This window comes from Trinickia sp. (assembly GCF_051953955.1).
GTDB lineage: Bacteria > Pseudomonadota > Gammaproteobacteria > Burkholderiales > Burkholderiaceae > Trinickia.
This window is the reverse complement of the sequence record NZ_JBQCIF010000044.1, coordinates 25,838-39,503: the sequence shown is the minus strand read 5'-3', so window position 1 is coordinate 39,503 and position 13,666 is coordinate 25,838. Positions and strand designations below refer to the sequence as shown.

The window sequence follows — 13,666 nt, the reverse complement described above, 5'->3', positions numbered from 1 at the left end:
ACGTATTCCCGCCTGCCTCTGCACCGGGAAGGGGCGCAATCGAAGTCGGTCGTGAGCGGCCGCCTCGCCGCCCCGACCGCGGCCCGCTTATTGGAACGCGACTTCGGCGAAGCTGCGCAGCTTGCGGCTGTGCAATCGATCGAGCCCGTTCATGCGCAACAGTTCCATCGCCTTCACGCCGATCTGCAAGTGCTGGTCCACCTGCGCGCGATAGAACTGATCGGCCATTCCCGGCAATTTGAGTTCGCCGTGCAGCGGCTTATCGGAGACGCACAGCAGCGTCCCGTACGGGACCCGAAAACGAAAGCCGTTCGCGGCGATCGTCGCGCTCTCCATATCGAGCGCGATGGCACGGCTCTGGGAGAGGCGCTGCACCGGCTCGCGGTGATCGCGCAATTCCCAGTTGCGGTTGTCGACGCTCGCCACGGTGCCCGTGCGCATCACGCGCTTGAGCTCGGCGCCCTCCAGCTTCGTCACGTGCGCGACGGCGCGCTCGAGCGCCACCTGCACTTCGGCGAGCGCAGGAATCGGCACCCATAGCGGCAGATCGGCATCGAGCACGTGATCCTCACGCACATAGCCGTGTGCGAGCACGTAATCGCCGAGCCGCTGCGTATTGCGCAGCCCCGCGCAATGGCCGAGCATCACCCATGCATGCGGACGCAGCACCGCGATGTGATCGGTGATCGTTTTCGCATTGGAGGGCCCCACGCCGATGTTGATCATCGTGATGCCGCTGCCGTCGGCTCGCTTCAAGTGATAGGCCGGCATCTGCGGCAGCCGCGCCGGCGCGGCGCCATCGTCGGGCTGCTCGCCGAGGTTCGCGTTGTACGTGATCACGTCGCCCGGCTCGACGAACGAGGTGTACTCGCTTCGATAAGCGCGCAATTCTTCGTCGTCCGTGTGCGCCATCAATTGACGGCCGAGCTTCGTGAACTCGTCGATATAGAACTGATAGTTCGTATAGAGAACGTAATTCTGGAAATGCGTCGGCGAGGTCGCCGTATAGTGCTTGAGGCGATGCAGCGAAAAATCGACGCGCGGGGCCGTGAACAATGCGAGCGGGAGCGGTTCGCCCGGCAACGGTTCATAGGTGCCGTTGACGATGCGGTCGTCGAGCGCGGCCAGATCGGGCGTATCGAAGACGTCGCGCATGGCCATCAAGCGCTCGCGGCCGAGATCCCCTTCGAGGTGAATCCCTTCCGCAAACGCGAAATGAATCGGAATCGGCTGCTGCGAGACGCCGACTTCGATCTCGACGTGGTGATTCTTCGCCAGCAGGCGCAATTGCTCGCGATAGTAATTGCCGAAAAGGTCCGGGCGCGTCACCGTCGTCTCGAACACGCCCGGCCCTGCCACGAATCCGTACGAGCGGCGCGAATCGACATGGGTGTTCACTTCCGTGCGCACGCGCACGAACGGATAGCAGGCGCGCACGCGCTCGTGGAACGGCTCGTTGCGCCGATAGCGCGCGAACGCGTCGCGCAGGAACGCCGCGTTCGCTTCGTAGATCTCGGACAGGCGCATGACGGCGTCGGCGGCGTCCGTGAAGGCCTCGGTCGGGAAATCGGTCGGGTGCATGGCGCGCGCATGTTGTGTCATATCGTTTTTCATTTGTGTTCGCCTCGTTCGTTGAAACGACATTACCACGAAGCGCCGCGCTCCGACCCGCCTGCCCGCCGTTGCGGTCCGCACGCGCGGCCGCGCCTTGCAGCGCAGGATCGCAGCCGCCAAGCAAGGCGCATTTGCTAGAATCGAAGGATCTTCCGGAGATCCATCATGAAGCCGTACTTTTCCGCCGCCGTTTGCGCAGCGTTAGCCGTCGCGAGTCTTGCCGCCATCCCGCGCCTCGCGCTCGCGGCCCCGGCCGGCGACGCTCAAGCGCGCGAAGCGCAGCGCGCTGCCAACGAGGCGGCCGGGCTGCCCGACCTGACCAAGATCAACCGCCCCGCGGCGGAGGTGACGTCGAAGGTCGACATCAACGACGTCCCCCGCACGCCGAGCTTCTACGAGAAGAGCCGCAACGGCACCGAGATCATCGAGTATCGCGATCGCGGCAAGCCCGTCGAAATCGACGTCCACTCGAACTTCGGCACCCGCTACCAAATGAGCGCATCTCCGGATACCTCGCCGCAAGTCCATAGCAGTGCGCAACCGAGCACGCGCCTGCCGTCGATCAATCTGCGCTACTGATTCCCGCCGCATCGCCCGGCGCGTCGCGCGCGATCCGGATCGGCCGCCCGCGCGCTGGCAGCGTGCGGCCACTGCCGCTGTCGCGCTCCCCGTTCAATCGCACTCGAAGCTCCTCGCATGGCCGTCTTTACTGTCCTCAATGAAACCGATCTCGCGCATTGGATGCGCCACTACGATCTCGGCGATGTCGTCGATTTCCGCGGTATCCCGTCCGGCATCGAAAACAGCAACTTCTTTCTGACGACGACGCGCGGCGCCTATGTCCTCACGATCTTCGAGAAACTGACGGCCGAACAACTGCCGTTCTATCTCGAGCTCATGCGGCACCTCGCTCACCATGGCGTTCCGGTGCCGGACCCGATGCCGCGCCACGACGGAGCGCTGTTCGGGATGCTCCACGGCAAGCCCGCCGCCATCGTCACGAAGCTGCCCGGCCGGGCCGAATTGGCGCCCGCCGCCGAGCACTGCGCCGAAGTCGGCCAAATGCTGGCTCGCATGCATCTGGCCGGGCGCGCGTTCAAACCCTATCTGCCGAATCTGCGCAGTCTGCCGTGGTGGCAAGAAACGGTGCCGCACGTCTTGCCCTTCTTGACGGACGCGCAACGTGAGCTCCTGACGTCCGAACTGGCTCACCAGTCGGCTTTCTCCGCATCGGCCGACTACGCGGCGTTGCCGGGGGGCCCGTGCCACTGCGATCTGTTTCGCGACAACGTGCTGTTCGCGCCGGCCCCCCCCGCCACGGATCACACGGTGCGCCTCGGCGGCTTTTTCGATTTCTATTTCGCGGGCTTCGACAAGTGGCTCTTCGACGTGGCGGTGACGGTGAACGATTGGTGCGTCGATCTCGCAACCGGCCGGCTCGACGACACGCGCGCGAGTGCGATGCTGCGCGCCTATCAAACCGTGCGGCCGTTCACGTCCGAAGAACGCGGCCATTGGGGCGACATGCTGCGGGCGGGAGCCTACCGCTTCTGGGTGTCGCGCCTATACGATTTTTATCTACCCCGAGCGGCCGAGATGCTCAAGCCGCACGATCCCACCCATTTCGAACGCATCTTGCGCGACCGGCTAGCCGGCGTCGCGCCTTTGGCTGCGTCACATCCATGCAACTGACAGAAGTTTCCGCAAAGACCGGCTACGTCTGGTACCGGCAGGGCATTTGGCTGTTCCGTCGCAATCCGCTTGGATTTCTGACGATTTTCTTCACCTATCTGATCGCGATGTGGGCCATATCGTTGATCCCGCTCGTCGGCGCGGTGGTCCCGCTCGTGTTGATTCCCGGCATCGCAGTCGGTTTCATGACGGCGTGCCGCGATACCGTGGCCGGCAAAATGGTGTTTCCGACGGTGCTCGTCGATGGATTCAGGTCCTACGGCGCGTCCAGCGCCGTGCGCCTGCTCGAACTGGGCGGGATCTATGTGGCGGCGCTCGCGCTCGTGTTCGCCGGCTCGGCGCTGTCGGATGGCGGCGTGCTTTTCAAGCTCATGATGGGCACGCAGGACGTCGCTCCCGAGACGCTCGCGGCAAGCCCCTTGCTCAAGGCCGGGCTCGTAGCGATCGCGTGCTATGTGCCCGTGGCGATGCTATTTTGGTTCGCACCGGTGCTGACGGCTTGGCACGGCGTGCCGCCCGTCAAGGCGATGTTCTTCAGCCTCGTCACCTGCTGGCGCAACCGCGGCGCGTTCATCGTGTACGGCGTGCTCTGGTTCGCCACGGCGATCGTGGTTTCGCTCGGGCTATCGCTGCTGATGAGCGCCATCGGCGCACGCGAGTACGCGTTCACGGTGCTCTTTCCAGCGTCGATCACGCTGACGACGATGCTTTACTGCTCGTTTTACGCCACGTATCGCGGCTGCTATGGCGTGCAGGAGCCCAATGGACCGAGCACCCCGGGAACGCCCGGCGTCTGATTGACGCCAATCCGTTCCGCGTTTAGCTGCAAAGCAGGGGCTTTAGTTTGCCGTTTGCCAAGCCGGTTGCACGACCGCCGCTTCGCGGTCGAGCTTGCGCATGCGGAATTCGAGATCGTACAGATCGGTGGCTTCGGCCAGGTAGGCATCGTTGTGCGCCTTTTGGCGCTCTTCGGCCGTTTGGGTCAGGAACAGGAACAGGCGGCTAAGCAGAAACATGATGGTGGCCTCGTGCGGTGATAGGTGTTAACACCTAAGCGATAACCCGAATTATAGGGAAAACCCTAGGGAACCGCTAGAGGGCTCTTGCCGAGGTGTGGTTTTTCCGCATCAAAGGCCGCTCGCGCGGCTGCCGGCGGCGTTATCGGACTGCGGCCCGGCGCGCGGCCGAAACGGAACGTCGGCGCTGGTCGCGCAGGAAGGCCCAGATCAACGCGCTCGCATTGGGCCCGATCTCGGAATGGAATGGAACGGCCTCGTCACCCCCCGCCCAGGCGTGGCCAAGATCAGGAACGCGGCACACGCGCACCACGCGTCGCTGGCCGATCACATAGTCCTGGATCTGCGCGGCGCCTTCGCGCGTCTCGCGCAACGCACCGGAAACCCAGTTGCCGTCCCGATCGATGAAGCCGTTCAGGCGTAAGAACGCGCGGCCGAGCTGTTCAGCGTTTTTCGGGGCAACGACCCGATCGGCCTCGCCGTGCACGATGAGCGCCGGCATCCCGGGATAACGCGCGACGTCGACGATCGCGTCGATGAGGACCACCGGGTCGCGCCGCACCCCACGCCGCATAACGTCCATCGCCGTCATGCCCGAATGGGCTTCCCCCAGCGCTGGCCCCGAGTGCAGCGCGACGGCCGCGAACCGCTCGGGATAATTGAGCGCGAGCAACGACGCGAGGCCCGCACCGGCGGACAATCCCGCAAGATAGACCCGCTCAGGATCGATCCCGTGATGGGCGATCAGCGAGTCGACGAGCGACACGACCGCGCGCGCCTCGCCGAGCCCCGCCGTGTCGCGGTCGTCGTACCAGTGCCAACACCGATGCGCGTGCGCATGCTTCGATTGCTCCGGGTAGACGACCGCGAAGCCATGCTGATCGGCCACGACGTTCATGCGCGTGCCCATCGCGAATTCGTCGATCGTCTGCTTGCAGCCATGCAGCATGACGATGAGCGGCATCGGACCCTTCCCCGCCTTTGGCGGAATGTACAAGCCGTAGGACAAATGATTGACTAGGCGGCCCGGCAACGGCGGCGCCGAGTGATAGGAACGCGTCCACTCGCCCTTTGTCCAAGCACCGGCACGCGGGCGCACCCGGGATTCGCGGGGCTCGCGCGCTTCGCGCACCGCCTGCGCGGTCCGCTCCGGGGCGCGCCGCGGGGCGGCATCGGCGCGTTTGCGGCGCTTGGCCTTCGTCGCTTGGCGCAAGTACTCCGCTTGTGCCGCGGGCACGCTGGACATGATGCGTTTGAAACCCTGTAACCAGAGCTTCGTCAGGCTTTTGGTCATTGGACGTGGCTCGCTAAAAAGGGACGGTTCGGCCGTGCGACTCAGCTTTATGACGCAATGCACAATATACCCTCTTCGAGCGACGGCGCCCGGCACGGCGCGCCCTGGCCGAGGATTCGGCGCCGTGCGCCATCGCACGCGCTGGGTCCCCATGGCCGGCGAGGCGTCGTTATACTGTCCGTTCGCGTCGCGCCTGTCGTCGTTTCCAATGGCATGCGCGTTAAGCAGATAGGAGCCGCGCGGTCGTCCCCGCCCGGCTATGCACCATATGCACGATTTGCCTCTTCACCTCTGGTTTTCGATCACGCGCCTGGGCGGTGCGGGACTCACGCTGCCGCTCGCCATCGCGATTGCACTATGGCTCGCCATTGGCTATTCGCAACGCCTGGCGCTCGGATGGCTCGTGATCGTCGGTGCGGCAGCAGGGCTCGTCACGCTCACCAAGATCGCGTTCCTCGGCTGGGGAGTGGGAATTCGGGAATGGGATTTCACGGGCGTCAGCGGTCACGCGATGCTGTCCACTGCCGTCTATCCGGTTGCATTCTTCCTGACGCTGCTGCGAGCCCGAGCCGGCATTCGGCTGGCCGGCGTGGCATGCGGACTCGCCGCGGGCGTCGCCGTCGGGCTGTCGCGCGTCGTGCTGAGCGCGCACTCGCCTTCGGAAGCCGTGGCCGGCTGCATCGTCGGCGCGCTGGCGGCCATGTTGTTCATCTGGTGGGCCTGGGACGCCAAGCCCAGCAAATTGTCGGCGGTGCCCATCGCCGTCAGTCTGTTGATGTTGACGGCGGCACTTCACGACGTGCGAGTCCCGACGCAGTACTGGATCACGCACATCGCGCTGCATTTGTCGGGCCGCGACCGGCCTTTCATCCGCGCCCGCTGGAAGGCGGGGCATTATGCGCCGCGACCGGCGCTCGCGCCGCCCGCGGGCCGCAGTGCGGCGCTGACGCCCCCTTTCGCTTGAGCCCCGGCCCCGCCTGCGTCAGTCCGCCGTACCGAGAATCACGCTCGACGCCTTGAATACGGCCGTCGCACGCTTTCCCTCGGCCAATTCCAACGTGTCGGCGCTTTCGTTCGTGACGATGGCGGTAATCACCGTCGAATTGACGTCGGGCGGCACGCCCGTGGCACCATCGAGCGCAAGCGAAACCTCGGTGTTCACGGCACCGCGCGTCACGCGCGTAACCGAGCCGCTCAGTTGATTGCGCGCGGATAGGCGCAGTGCTCGCCCCGCAGCGGCGTCGTCGGCCATCAGCATCACCCACGATGCCTTCACGAGGGCGAAAGCCGGTGCGCCGACTACGAGGCCGAGCGTCTCCGTACTCTCATGGGTGAGCACGGCGACGATCGTCTGCCCGCCGGGCAACCCGAGCGAAACTTCATCGTTGACACTGCCGCGCATGACGGCCGACACCGTCCCGTAGAACTGATTACGGGCACTCGTTTTCATGCCGATTCTCCCGATCAAAGGCCAATCGCCGGCGAAATGCTCGATCGCAGCACTCGCGCGCTCGATGAATTTGCGGTGCTCGCGCTCTACCGCATGGAAGGTCTCGATGAGGCGGTGAGCGCGCGGCGTGAGGGTCGTGCCGCCGCCGCCTTTGCCGCCCGCCGCGCGCATGACGAGCGGCTCGCCCGCGAGATTGTTCATCGCGTCGACGGCATCCCACGCTGACTTGTAGCTGATGCCCACCGCCTTCGCCGCGGACGTGATCGATCCCGTATCGCGAATCGCAGCCAACAACGCGATGCGCGCCGCGCCGCCGAGCGTTTCCTCGCCGGCACGCAGCCAAACCGATCCGCCGAGTTCCAGCGGCGTGGCCAGGCGCTCGCCGGAGGCCAGGCACGCCGATGCCGCACGCTGTTCGCTCATGGGGGACACCTGGAGGCAAGAAGAAGAGGAAACGGAAAGTCGGAATTATAGGCCGCGGTATCGCGGCGCCCGAGCGTCCCTACTGCTCGCTTCTTCGCTCCTGCCTTTCTGCCTTTACCAGGCGCGGATGATTTTCGGCTTGCCCAACTCCCGCAGCAGGCGTTCGCCCTCGATGGCCGACCAGCGATTGACTGCCTCGCACCATCCGCGCGCGAAACCGTGCACGTAAGGCGGCGCATCGAGCGCCTCGAGAAAGCGCAATGCCGCCGTCGCGTCGCTGCCGTCTCCGAGCACGCTCTGGATGGCGCCGAGCTGCTTCGCTATCTTGCGGCGGGTCTTGCGCGATGCGAGCGGTTGAAAGAATTCGAGCGTGTAGCGCAAGCGCTTGGCCTCGATCCGGCGACGATGGCGTTCGGCAGGGGTAAGCTCGGGCAGCCCCGGCTTGGCGACCAACCGGCGGTAATGCTTGCGTACCCGCTTTGCGGCGTAGTCGGCCAGCGGCTTGCCCGCCATCGACGACGGCCCCTCCGAGAAGCGTTGCATCGTCAGCCAGCGCAGCCACGCCAACGACAGAACGGCATAGCGCCGCGTGCGCAACGCCGCTTGGACTTGCGCTCGCGCTTCGCCGCGTCGCGCCCCGGCGCGCGCCTGCAGCGGCGCCCAGGCGGCCGGATCGACGTCGGCCGCCACAAGCATCGGCAGTGTGGTGTCGACAAAAACATCGAGATCTCGCGCTTGGCCGAGCTGCGTGCCGAGCCAATCGAGATCGGTGGCGATCGTGCGCTCCCAGGTGTCGTCGGCCCAGCGCGAAAACGTCTTGCTCCATGTTTTCAACCGTCGCAGGGCCACTCGCATCTGATGCAAGAACTCTGTGCCGTCGCGCGCGCCGTCCCGTACTCCGCCTTCGTTGCCGAACCATTGCCGTGCGATGTTCGCCGCCACCGCGATCAGTGCATCGTGAGGCGTCTTCGCATGGCGCAAATCGACGCGGGCCGCGCGAACCGGCGCCCGGCTTCCGCTGGGTAGGCATGCCCTCGCGTAGCCGTCGATCAACGACGGAAAGACCGGCAGCGTATCGATCAAAGCGCCCGCCGCGACGAACAGAGCATGCACCGCCGAATGCTCGGCCGCGCTTTGCTCCCTTGCTTCAGCGTTCGATTCGGCGTGCTTTCCTTCCTGCGGCGGCTCCGGTTCAGCCGCTGCATGCGGCGACCCGGCCCCGGCGTGGATCGTGGCTTGCGCTCGATCGATCCGGGACACGAGGCGCAATTCGCAGAATCCCATCGGCACCGCACTGCGCGCTCGTTGGTCTGCCGCTGTAACGGGCGCAGCCGCTTCAGGCCTCGGCGGAGTGGCAGACGCGATGGCCGGGTCGTGGAAGCGATCGAAGCCCGCACGCGCGTCGTGCAATTCGATATCGACGACGGCGCCGTCGGGACCCTCCCAGCGCCACTTGCCGCGTGAAACGGTCAACGCAGGTATCGATGCGAACTTCTCCGGCTTTCCTAGCACTGCTTTGAGCGCCTCGGGCGCGGTCTCGCCGAATGCGAGCAGTGCCTGCGCCGAGAGCGATTCGCTACCTGCCTCGTCGCATAGGGTTTGGCATCGCCATATACCCGGGGTGAGTTCGTCGGCACGCACAACCGTGATGCGACGCGCCTCGTCCCCCGCATCGGCGAGCATGATGCGCCACGTGCCCTCCGGCTCGACGAATGCGCGGACGGTCGAACGGTAGACGGCGCCAACTTCGACGATCCCCGGCATTCGACTCAACGCGTCGGCAACGGCCGCACCCGCGTCCGCCGGCGCCAACGCGCGCGCCGCCGTACGACGAGTGCCCGCTTTCTGCTTCCGCACCCCGGCGGCCTTCACGCCCGCAGCCGCGGTGCGGCCGTTGCCCTGCTCCGCGGCAGGGCCGGCCATCCATTCGCTTGCGGCCGCAGCCTCGATCGCAAGCACGAGTTCTACGGTGCCCGACATCGGCGCTCCCCCTAAGCTGATGCGCGCCTTCCATGATATACACACCGCGCCCCGCCATCTCGGCCGGACGTCGGGCAGCGCGCATTCGCTTCAGGGAGCACGCTCGCTCGTTCAGCCTGGAACGTACTGCGCCTCGCCGTTGCCGAACGACCAGTTCTCGGGCAATACCTCGACGAGACTGATGAAGACGTCCTCCTTGCGGACGCCGGGCTTGTCCGCCAGCAATTCGACGATCCGGCGATAGAGCGCGCGCTTTTTGTCGAGCGGCCGCGTATTGCTGACCGTCAGCTGAATCATCACGAAACCGTCGCTGCGCTCGATGCCGAGATAGCCGCGGTCATAGATCAAGTCCTCGGGCGCATGCTCGGTCAAGACCATGAACTGATCGTCCTTCGGCACGTTGAACGTGTCGACGAGCGCGCGCAGCACGCCGTCGGCCAACGCGTTCTTGTATTCGGCCGAACGGCCGGCGGGAAGCGAGATACGGGCGAGCGGCATGGCATTCCTCCATGAATGATCGATTAGGTGTAGGCAGAATACGGCGCGCCACCCATAATGAACAGAAATCAAAGGCGATTTCTATCATTTACATCAGAAATGAAAGTGCTCGATCTCGATGCCGTGCGTGCGTTCGTCCACGTTGCCGACTTGCGCAGCTTCACGCGCGCAGCCGATCTGCTCGCCACCACGCAATCGGCCGTCAGCCTAAAGGTGAAACGGCTCGAAGCTCACCTCGGCAAGCCGCTGTTCGAACGCACACCGCGCTCGGTGCGCCTCTCGCCGGCCGGCGGCGCGTTTCTCGATGCGGCGCGCGAACTGCTGCTTGCCCATGATCGCGCGTTGGGCTCGCTCGGTACCGAACGCCGGCGGCTCAAAGTGGGGCTCAGCGAGCATGTCGCCGGGCCTCACCTCGCACCGCTCGTGGCGAGCTTGCATCGGCACGATCCGAGCCTCGTGATCGAAATGCATTTGGGCTCGTCGGCCGCGCTCGTCGCACAGTACGACGAGAGGCGGCTCGATGCCGCAATCGTCCGGCACGAGCCCGAGGAGGTCGCCGCACGCACCGCGCAGGCGGGCGGCGGGACGGACGGCGAACCGTTGTTCGTCGAGCCGCTCGTCTGGCTCGCAGCGTCGGATTGGGCGCCGCCGGCCGATGCACCGCTGCCGCTTGCCGTCCTCTCGGCGCCCTGTGGCGTGCGCACGGCAGCGCTGCGCGCGCTGGAGCGCGCATCGATCGAATGGGAGGAGACGTTCGTCGGCGGCGGCATCGCCGCGATCGGGGCGGCGCTTTCGGCCGGGCTCGCGGTATCGGCGCTCGCCCGCCGTGTCGCACCGCCGGGCGTCGTCGATGTCGGCGACACGTTCGGCCTGCCCCCGCTGCCCGAATCGCACGTCGTCATGTACTCGCGCGTGCGCGAGCCGCGCTCCGCCGACGCGCTGCGCACGCTTGCAAAGTCCCTTGCTCGCGGATAACGAACAAGCAGAACGGCTGGTTGCAGGTTTGCATTCGTCGTCCGCTGGGCGGCGCGATGCGCCGGCCCTTGCGGGACTAGGAACTAGGAACTAGGGACCAAGCGCCTAACGAGGCATGTCGATGCGGTATTGCACGAACTCGCTGCGCGGCGTGTAGCTGTCGTACAAGGCCCGCGCCCGGTAATTGTTTTCTTTCGTCGTCCAGTACACGCGCGACCAGCCCTGCCTTCGCGCTTCCTCGAGCAGCCAGTCGATCAATTGACGGCCTACGCCGCCGGCACGCACACGAGGATCGACGAACAAATCCTGCAAGTAGCAGACGGGCGCGAGCAGCGACGTGCTCTCATGAATGACGTAGTTCGCGATGCCGATGACTTTACCGTCTCGCTCAGCGACGATCGCGTGAACGGGCGAATGCTCATCGAGGATGCGCGACCATGCATGGCGCGTGAGGGGCTCGGAGGGCTCCCGCTCGTAAAAGCGCGTGTAGCCGTCCCACAATTCGCGCCAGCGCACTTCGTCGCGCGCTTCGATTCTTCGTATCGCCGTCGTTGCGTCCGTCATTGCATCCCACTCCCCCGTCGATGGAATCCATGCCCACCGCCGAAGCGGCGGGTGTCGTCAATTTACCGCAGGTAGCGCGCTGCCGCGGCACGGAAATTCGTAGTGGGCTTCACGGCGATCGGACTTGCATAGATCCATAAATAGACTAATATTGAACTGTGGTTCAAATAGAGATCGATTATGTCGCCCGCTGCCGTCCATCGCTTATCGTCTGCCGGTACGCACGCGCGCAAGCACGCGCCCGTAGCCGCCCCGTCGCTCACGGAAATGTCCGCGGCGGGCTTGCGTGCGTTTTTCAATATCGCTCGCGACTGGGGGCTCGCCATCGACGAGCAAATCGTTCTGCTGGGCTCGCCCGGCCGCTCCACGTTCTTCAAATGGAAAGCGGCGCCCCACTCGGCGCGGCTTTCACGCGACACGCTCGAGCGGCTTTCGCTGCTGCTCGGCATCTATAAGGCACTGCAAATTCTCCTGCCGGAGCCGGCCACTGCCGACGGATGGGTCAAACGTCCGAACAGCGCTCCGCCGTTCGGAGGCGCCAGTGCGCTCGACCGGATGCTGGCCGGCAACGTCAGCGACTTGATCGCCGTTCGGCAATATCTCGATGCGATGCGGGGCGGATGGGCGTGACGACCGCGCAAGGCCGCTTTTCCCCGCAGCGCGTCGCCCACATTGATTGGTCGCCGGCTTATCGCGTCATCCCCACGCGCTTTCCGGCAGTCAATCTGTTCGATCGCGTGGCGTCGCCGGAGGATTTCGAGGCGCTTTACGCGCTCGAAGCGATGACGAACGACCGCTTGCGCACCGAAGTGGGCGAACTCGACCTCGTACCGCCCGAAGAGCGCTGCTTCGGCCCGGGCTGCGGGCCGATCATGGCCGCCTTCACGCATCTGAATCCGCTCGGCAGCCGGTTCTCCGACGGCCGCTACGGCGTCTTTTATTGTGCGCGCGACGCAAAAACCGCCGTGGCCGAAACGCGCTATCACTCGGCCCTGTTTCTCGCCGCGACGAACGAACCACCGCTGCGCCAGCAGATGCGGCTCTATACCGTGCTAGCACGCGGCGATGCGATCGATCTGCGCGACGATCCTACGCTCGAGCCGGCCGTGCTTTCGCCGATCGACTATTCGGCCGGCCAGGCCCTGGGCCGGCGTCTTCGCGAAGCCGGAGCGGCAGGCATCGTCTATCCGTCGGTGCGCGATTCGTCGGGCGAATGCCTCGCCGCCTTCAAAACGACACTGCTGCGCGACTGCCGCCATGCGGCATACCTCGAGTACAACTGGAACGGCCATGCGATCGACAGCGTGTTCGAGTTGAATCAGATCGGGTAGCGTCACGGAAGTGCGGGTGCAGGCGTAGCTGGTGGAGCACGCCGAAAAGGCCTACGGCAGCGACATTTGACGAGCGCCTTCGGCAACGGCCTGCTCGACCGAGACGGACCATGCACGCGGCGTCAATGCTTCGGTGATGGTCAGCTTGCCCGTCGCGGCGAACGCGCCCGTATCGATGAAAATCTGCGCACCGATACGACCCATCTCCCGCATCGGCGTATGGCCGCAGTAGGTCGGCGACAGCCCGGCCTGCCGCTCCGCGATGCCACTGCCGAGCGCGAGCTCACGCCCCCAGAGCAATTGCTGGCGCACGCGTTCGGTGAAGACGCCGACGTCGAGCGCATCGTCGTCTCCGAAGAATTCCGCATGCAGGACATTGAAACGTTTCGGCCCGCTGCCCACGACGCGCACGAGCGGCAGCGTCCGCAGGCGTTTTGCATAGTCGCGTAGCACGCGCTCGGGCACCGCTTGCGCCCAGTCGCCGCCGAGGCCGTCCCAAACGCTGCGCCGCATGATGCCCTCGGCCACCAGACAGAGGGCTTCTTCGTGATTGCCGAGCACGGCGAAGAACCACGGCTTGTCCAGCAGCGCGAGCGCCTCTTCCGACTGGCTGCCGCGATCGATCAGATCGCCGACCGAAAACAGCCGGTCGCATGCCGGATCGAATACGATCTCGCGCAGCAAGTAGCGCAGCGCGTCGACGCAACCGTGCAGGTCGCCGACGACGAAATCCCGGCCGGCGGCATTGGCCGCATGCCGGCTGACGATGGGATAGGCCTCGCTCGTTGAGTTCATACGGCCATCATAATCCGGCACGGTGGCCGGTGTA

At 65.4% G+C, this 13,666-nt stretch carries 15 protein-coding genes; 7 read left to right on the top strand and 8 right to left on the bottom strand.

Translation table 11 applies throughout. The features are described from left to right. Positions 1-87: 87 nt before the first annotated feature. Positions 88-1,614 carry an AMP nucleosidase gene (locus ACTHNZ_RS08515; RefSeq protein ID WP_440542061.1) on the bottom strand — a complete coding sequence of 509 codons (1,527 nt, stop codon included), beginning with the start codon at positions 1,612-1,614 and terminating at the stop codon, positions 88-90. A gap of 165 nt (positions 1,615-1,779) precedes the next feature. Here ACTHNZ_RS08515 and ACTHNZ_RS08510 point away from each other — a divergent pair, with 165 nt between their 5' ends. From ACTHNZ_RS08510 to ACTHNZ_RS08500, 3 genes are all read left to right on the top strand, one after another. Next, entirely contained in the window at positions 1,780-2,193 is a 414-nt protein-coding gene (locus tag ACTHNZ_RS08510) for a hypothetical protein (RefSeq protein ID WP_440542060.1), read from the top strand. A gap of 117 nt (positions 2,194-2,310) precedes the next feature. Beyond that, the gene (locus ACTHNZ_RS08505) at positions 2,311-3,306 is read left to right on the top strand and encodes a homoserine kinase (RefSeq protein ID WP_440542059.1); all 996 of its coding nucleotides are present in this window, start codon (positions 2,311-2,313) and stop codon (positions 3,304-3,306) included. Next, on the top strand, positions 3,297-4,103 hold the full coding sequence (locus ACTHNZ_RS08500) for a BPSS1780 family membrane protein (protein ID WP_440542058.1): 807 nt from the start codon (positions 3,297-3,299) through the stop codon (positions 4,101-4,103). The genes ACTHNZ_RS08505 and ACTHNZ_RS08500 overlap by 10 nt, the downstream gene beginning before the upstream one ends. Before the next feature lie 42 nt (positions 4,104-4,145). On the opposite strand, the gene ACTHNZ_RS08495 is transcribed toward ACTHNZ_RS08500, so the two are convergent. Both ACTHNZ_RS08495 and ACTHNZ_RS08490 read right to left on the bottom strand, forming a co-directional pair. After that, complete coding sequence (locus ACTHNZ_RS08495; RefSeq protein WP_440542057.1) at positions 4,146-4,322, bottom strand: DUF3563 family protein; 177 nt, start codon at positions 4,320-4,322, stop codon at positions 4,146-4,148. Positions 4,323-4,464: 142 nt separating this feature from the next. Next, positions 4,465-5,616 carry an extracellular catalytic domain type 1 short-chain-length polyhydroxyalkanoate depolymerase gene (locus ACTHNZ_RS08490; protein ID WP_440542056.1) on the bottom strand — a complete coding sequence of 384 codons (1,152 nt, stop codon included), beginning with the start codon at positions 5,614-5,616 and terminating at the stop codon, positions 4,465-4,467. A 268-nt stretch (positions 5,617-5,884) separates the two neighbouring features. Between ACTHNZ_RS08490 and ACTHNZ_RS08485 the strand changes: the two genes are divergently transcribed. After that, positions 5,885-6,580: a phosphatase PAP2 family protein gene (locus ACTHNZ_RS08485; RefSeq protein WP_440542055.1), complete on the top strand. Its 696-nt coding sequence runs from the start codon at positions 5,885-5,887 to the stop codon at positions 6,578-6,580. An 18-nt stretch (positions 6,581-6,598) separates the two neighbouring features. Here ACTHNZ_RS08485 and ACTHNZ_RS08480 read toward each other — a convergent pair whose 3' ends face one another. The 3 genes from ACTHNZ_RS08480 to ACTHNZ_RS08470 all read right to left on the bottom strand — a co-directional run bounded on the left by ACTHNZ_RS08480 (position 6,599) and on the right by ACTHNZ_RS08470 (position 9,967). Then, positions 6,599-7,489, bottom strand: coding sequence for a TOBE domain-containing protein (locus ACTHNZ_RS08480; protein WP_440542054.1), 891 nt, complete (start codon positions 7,487-7,489; stop codon positions 6,599-6,601). Between the two features lie 114 nt (positions 7,490-7,603). Further along, entirely contained in the window at positions 7,604-9,469 is a 1,866-nt protein-coding gene (locus ACTHNZ_RS08475; RefSeq protein WP_440542053.1) for a CHAD domain-containing protein, read from the bottom strand. A 111-nt stretch (positions 9,470-9,580) separates the two neighbouring features. Then, on the bottom strand, positions 9,581-9,967 hold the full coding sequence (locus ACTHNZ_RS08470) for a tautomerase family protein (protein ID WP_440542052.1): 387 nt from the start codon (positions 9,965-9,967) through the stop codon (positions 9,581-9,583). 99 nt (positions 9,968-10,066) lie between these two features. Here ACTHNZ_RS08470 and ACTHNZ_RS08465 point away from each other — a divergent pair, with 99 nt between their 5' ends. After that, positions 10,067-10,942, top strand: a complete 876-nt coding sequence (locus ACTHNZ_RS08465; protein WP_440542051.1) for a LysR family transcriptional regulator — start codon at positions 10,067-10,069, stop codon at positions 10,940-10,942. A gap of 105 nt (positions 10,943-11,047) precedes the next feature. Here the strand turns inward: ACTHNZ_RS08465 and ACTHNZ_RS08460 are convergent, their stop codons facing one another. Beyond that, positions 11,048-11,506: an N-acetyltransferase family protein gene (locus ACTHNZ_RS08460; protein WP_440542050.1), complete on the bottom strand. Its 459-nt coding sequence runs from the start codon at positions 11,504-11,506 to the stop codon at positions 11,048-11,050. A gap of 267 nt (positions 11,507-11,773) precedes the next feature. Here ACTHNZ_RS08460 and ACTHNZ_RS08455 point away from each other — a divergent pair, with 267 nt between their 5' ends. After that, positions 11,774-12,136 (top strand): MbcA/ParS/Xre antitoxin family protein, encoded by a 363-nt coding sequence (locus tag ACTHNZ_RS08455; protein ID WP_440542123.1) that lies wholly within the window; start codon positions 11,774-11,776, stop codon positions 12,134-12,136. Then, complete coding sequence (locus ACTHNZ_RS08450) at positions 12,127-12,837, top strand: RES family NAD+ phosphorylase (protein ID WP_440542049.1); 711 nt, start codon at positions 12,127-12,129, stop codon at positions 12,835-12,837. Before ACTHNZ_RS08455 ends, ACTHNZ_RS08450 begins: the two co-directional genes overlap by 10 nt. A 51-nt stretch (positions 12,838-12,888) precedes the next feature. Here the strand turns inward: ACTHNZ_RS08450 and ACTHNZ_RS08445 are convergent, their stop codons facing one another. Further along, positions 12,889-13,632, bottom strand: a complete 744-nt coding sequence (locus ACTHNZ_RS08445; protein ID WP_440542048.1) for a metallophosphoesterase — start codon at positions 13,630-13,632, stop codon at positions 12,889-12,891. Between the last annotated feature and the right edge of the window lie 34 nt (positions 13,633-13,666).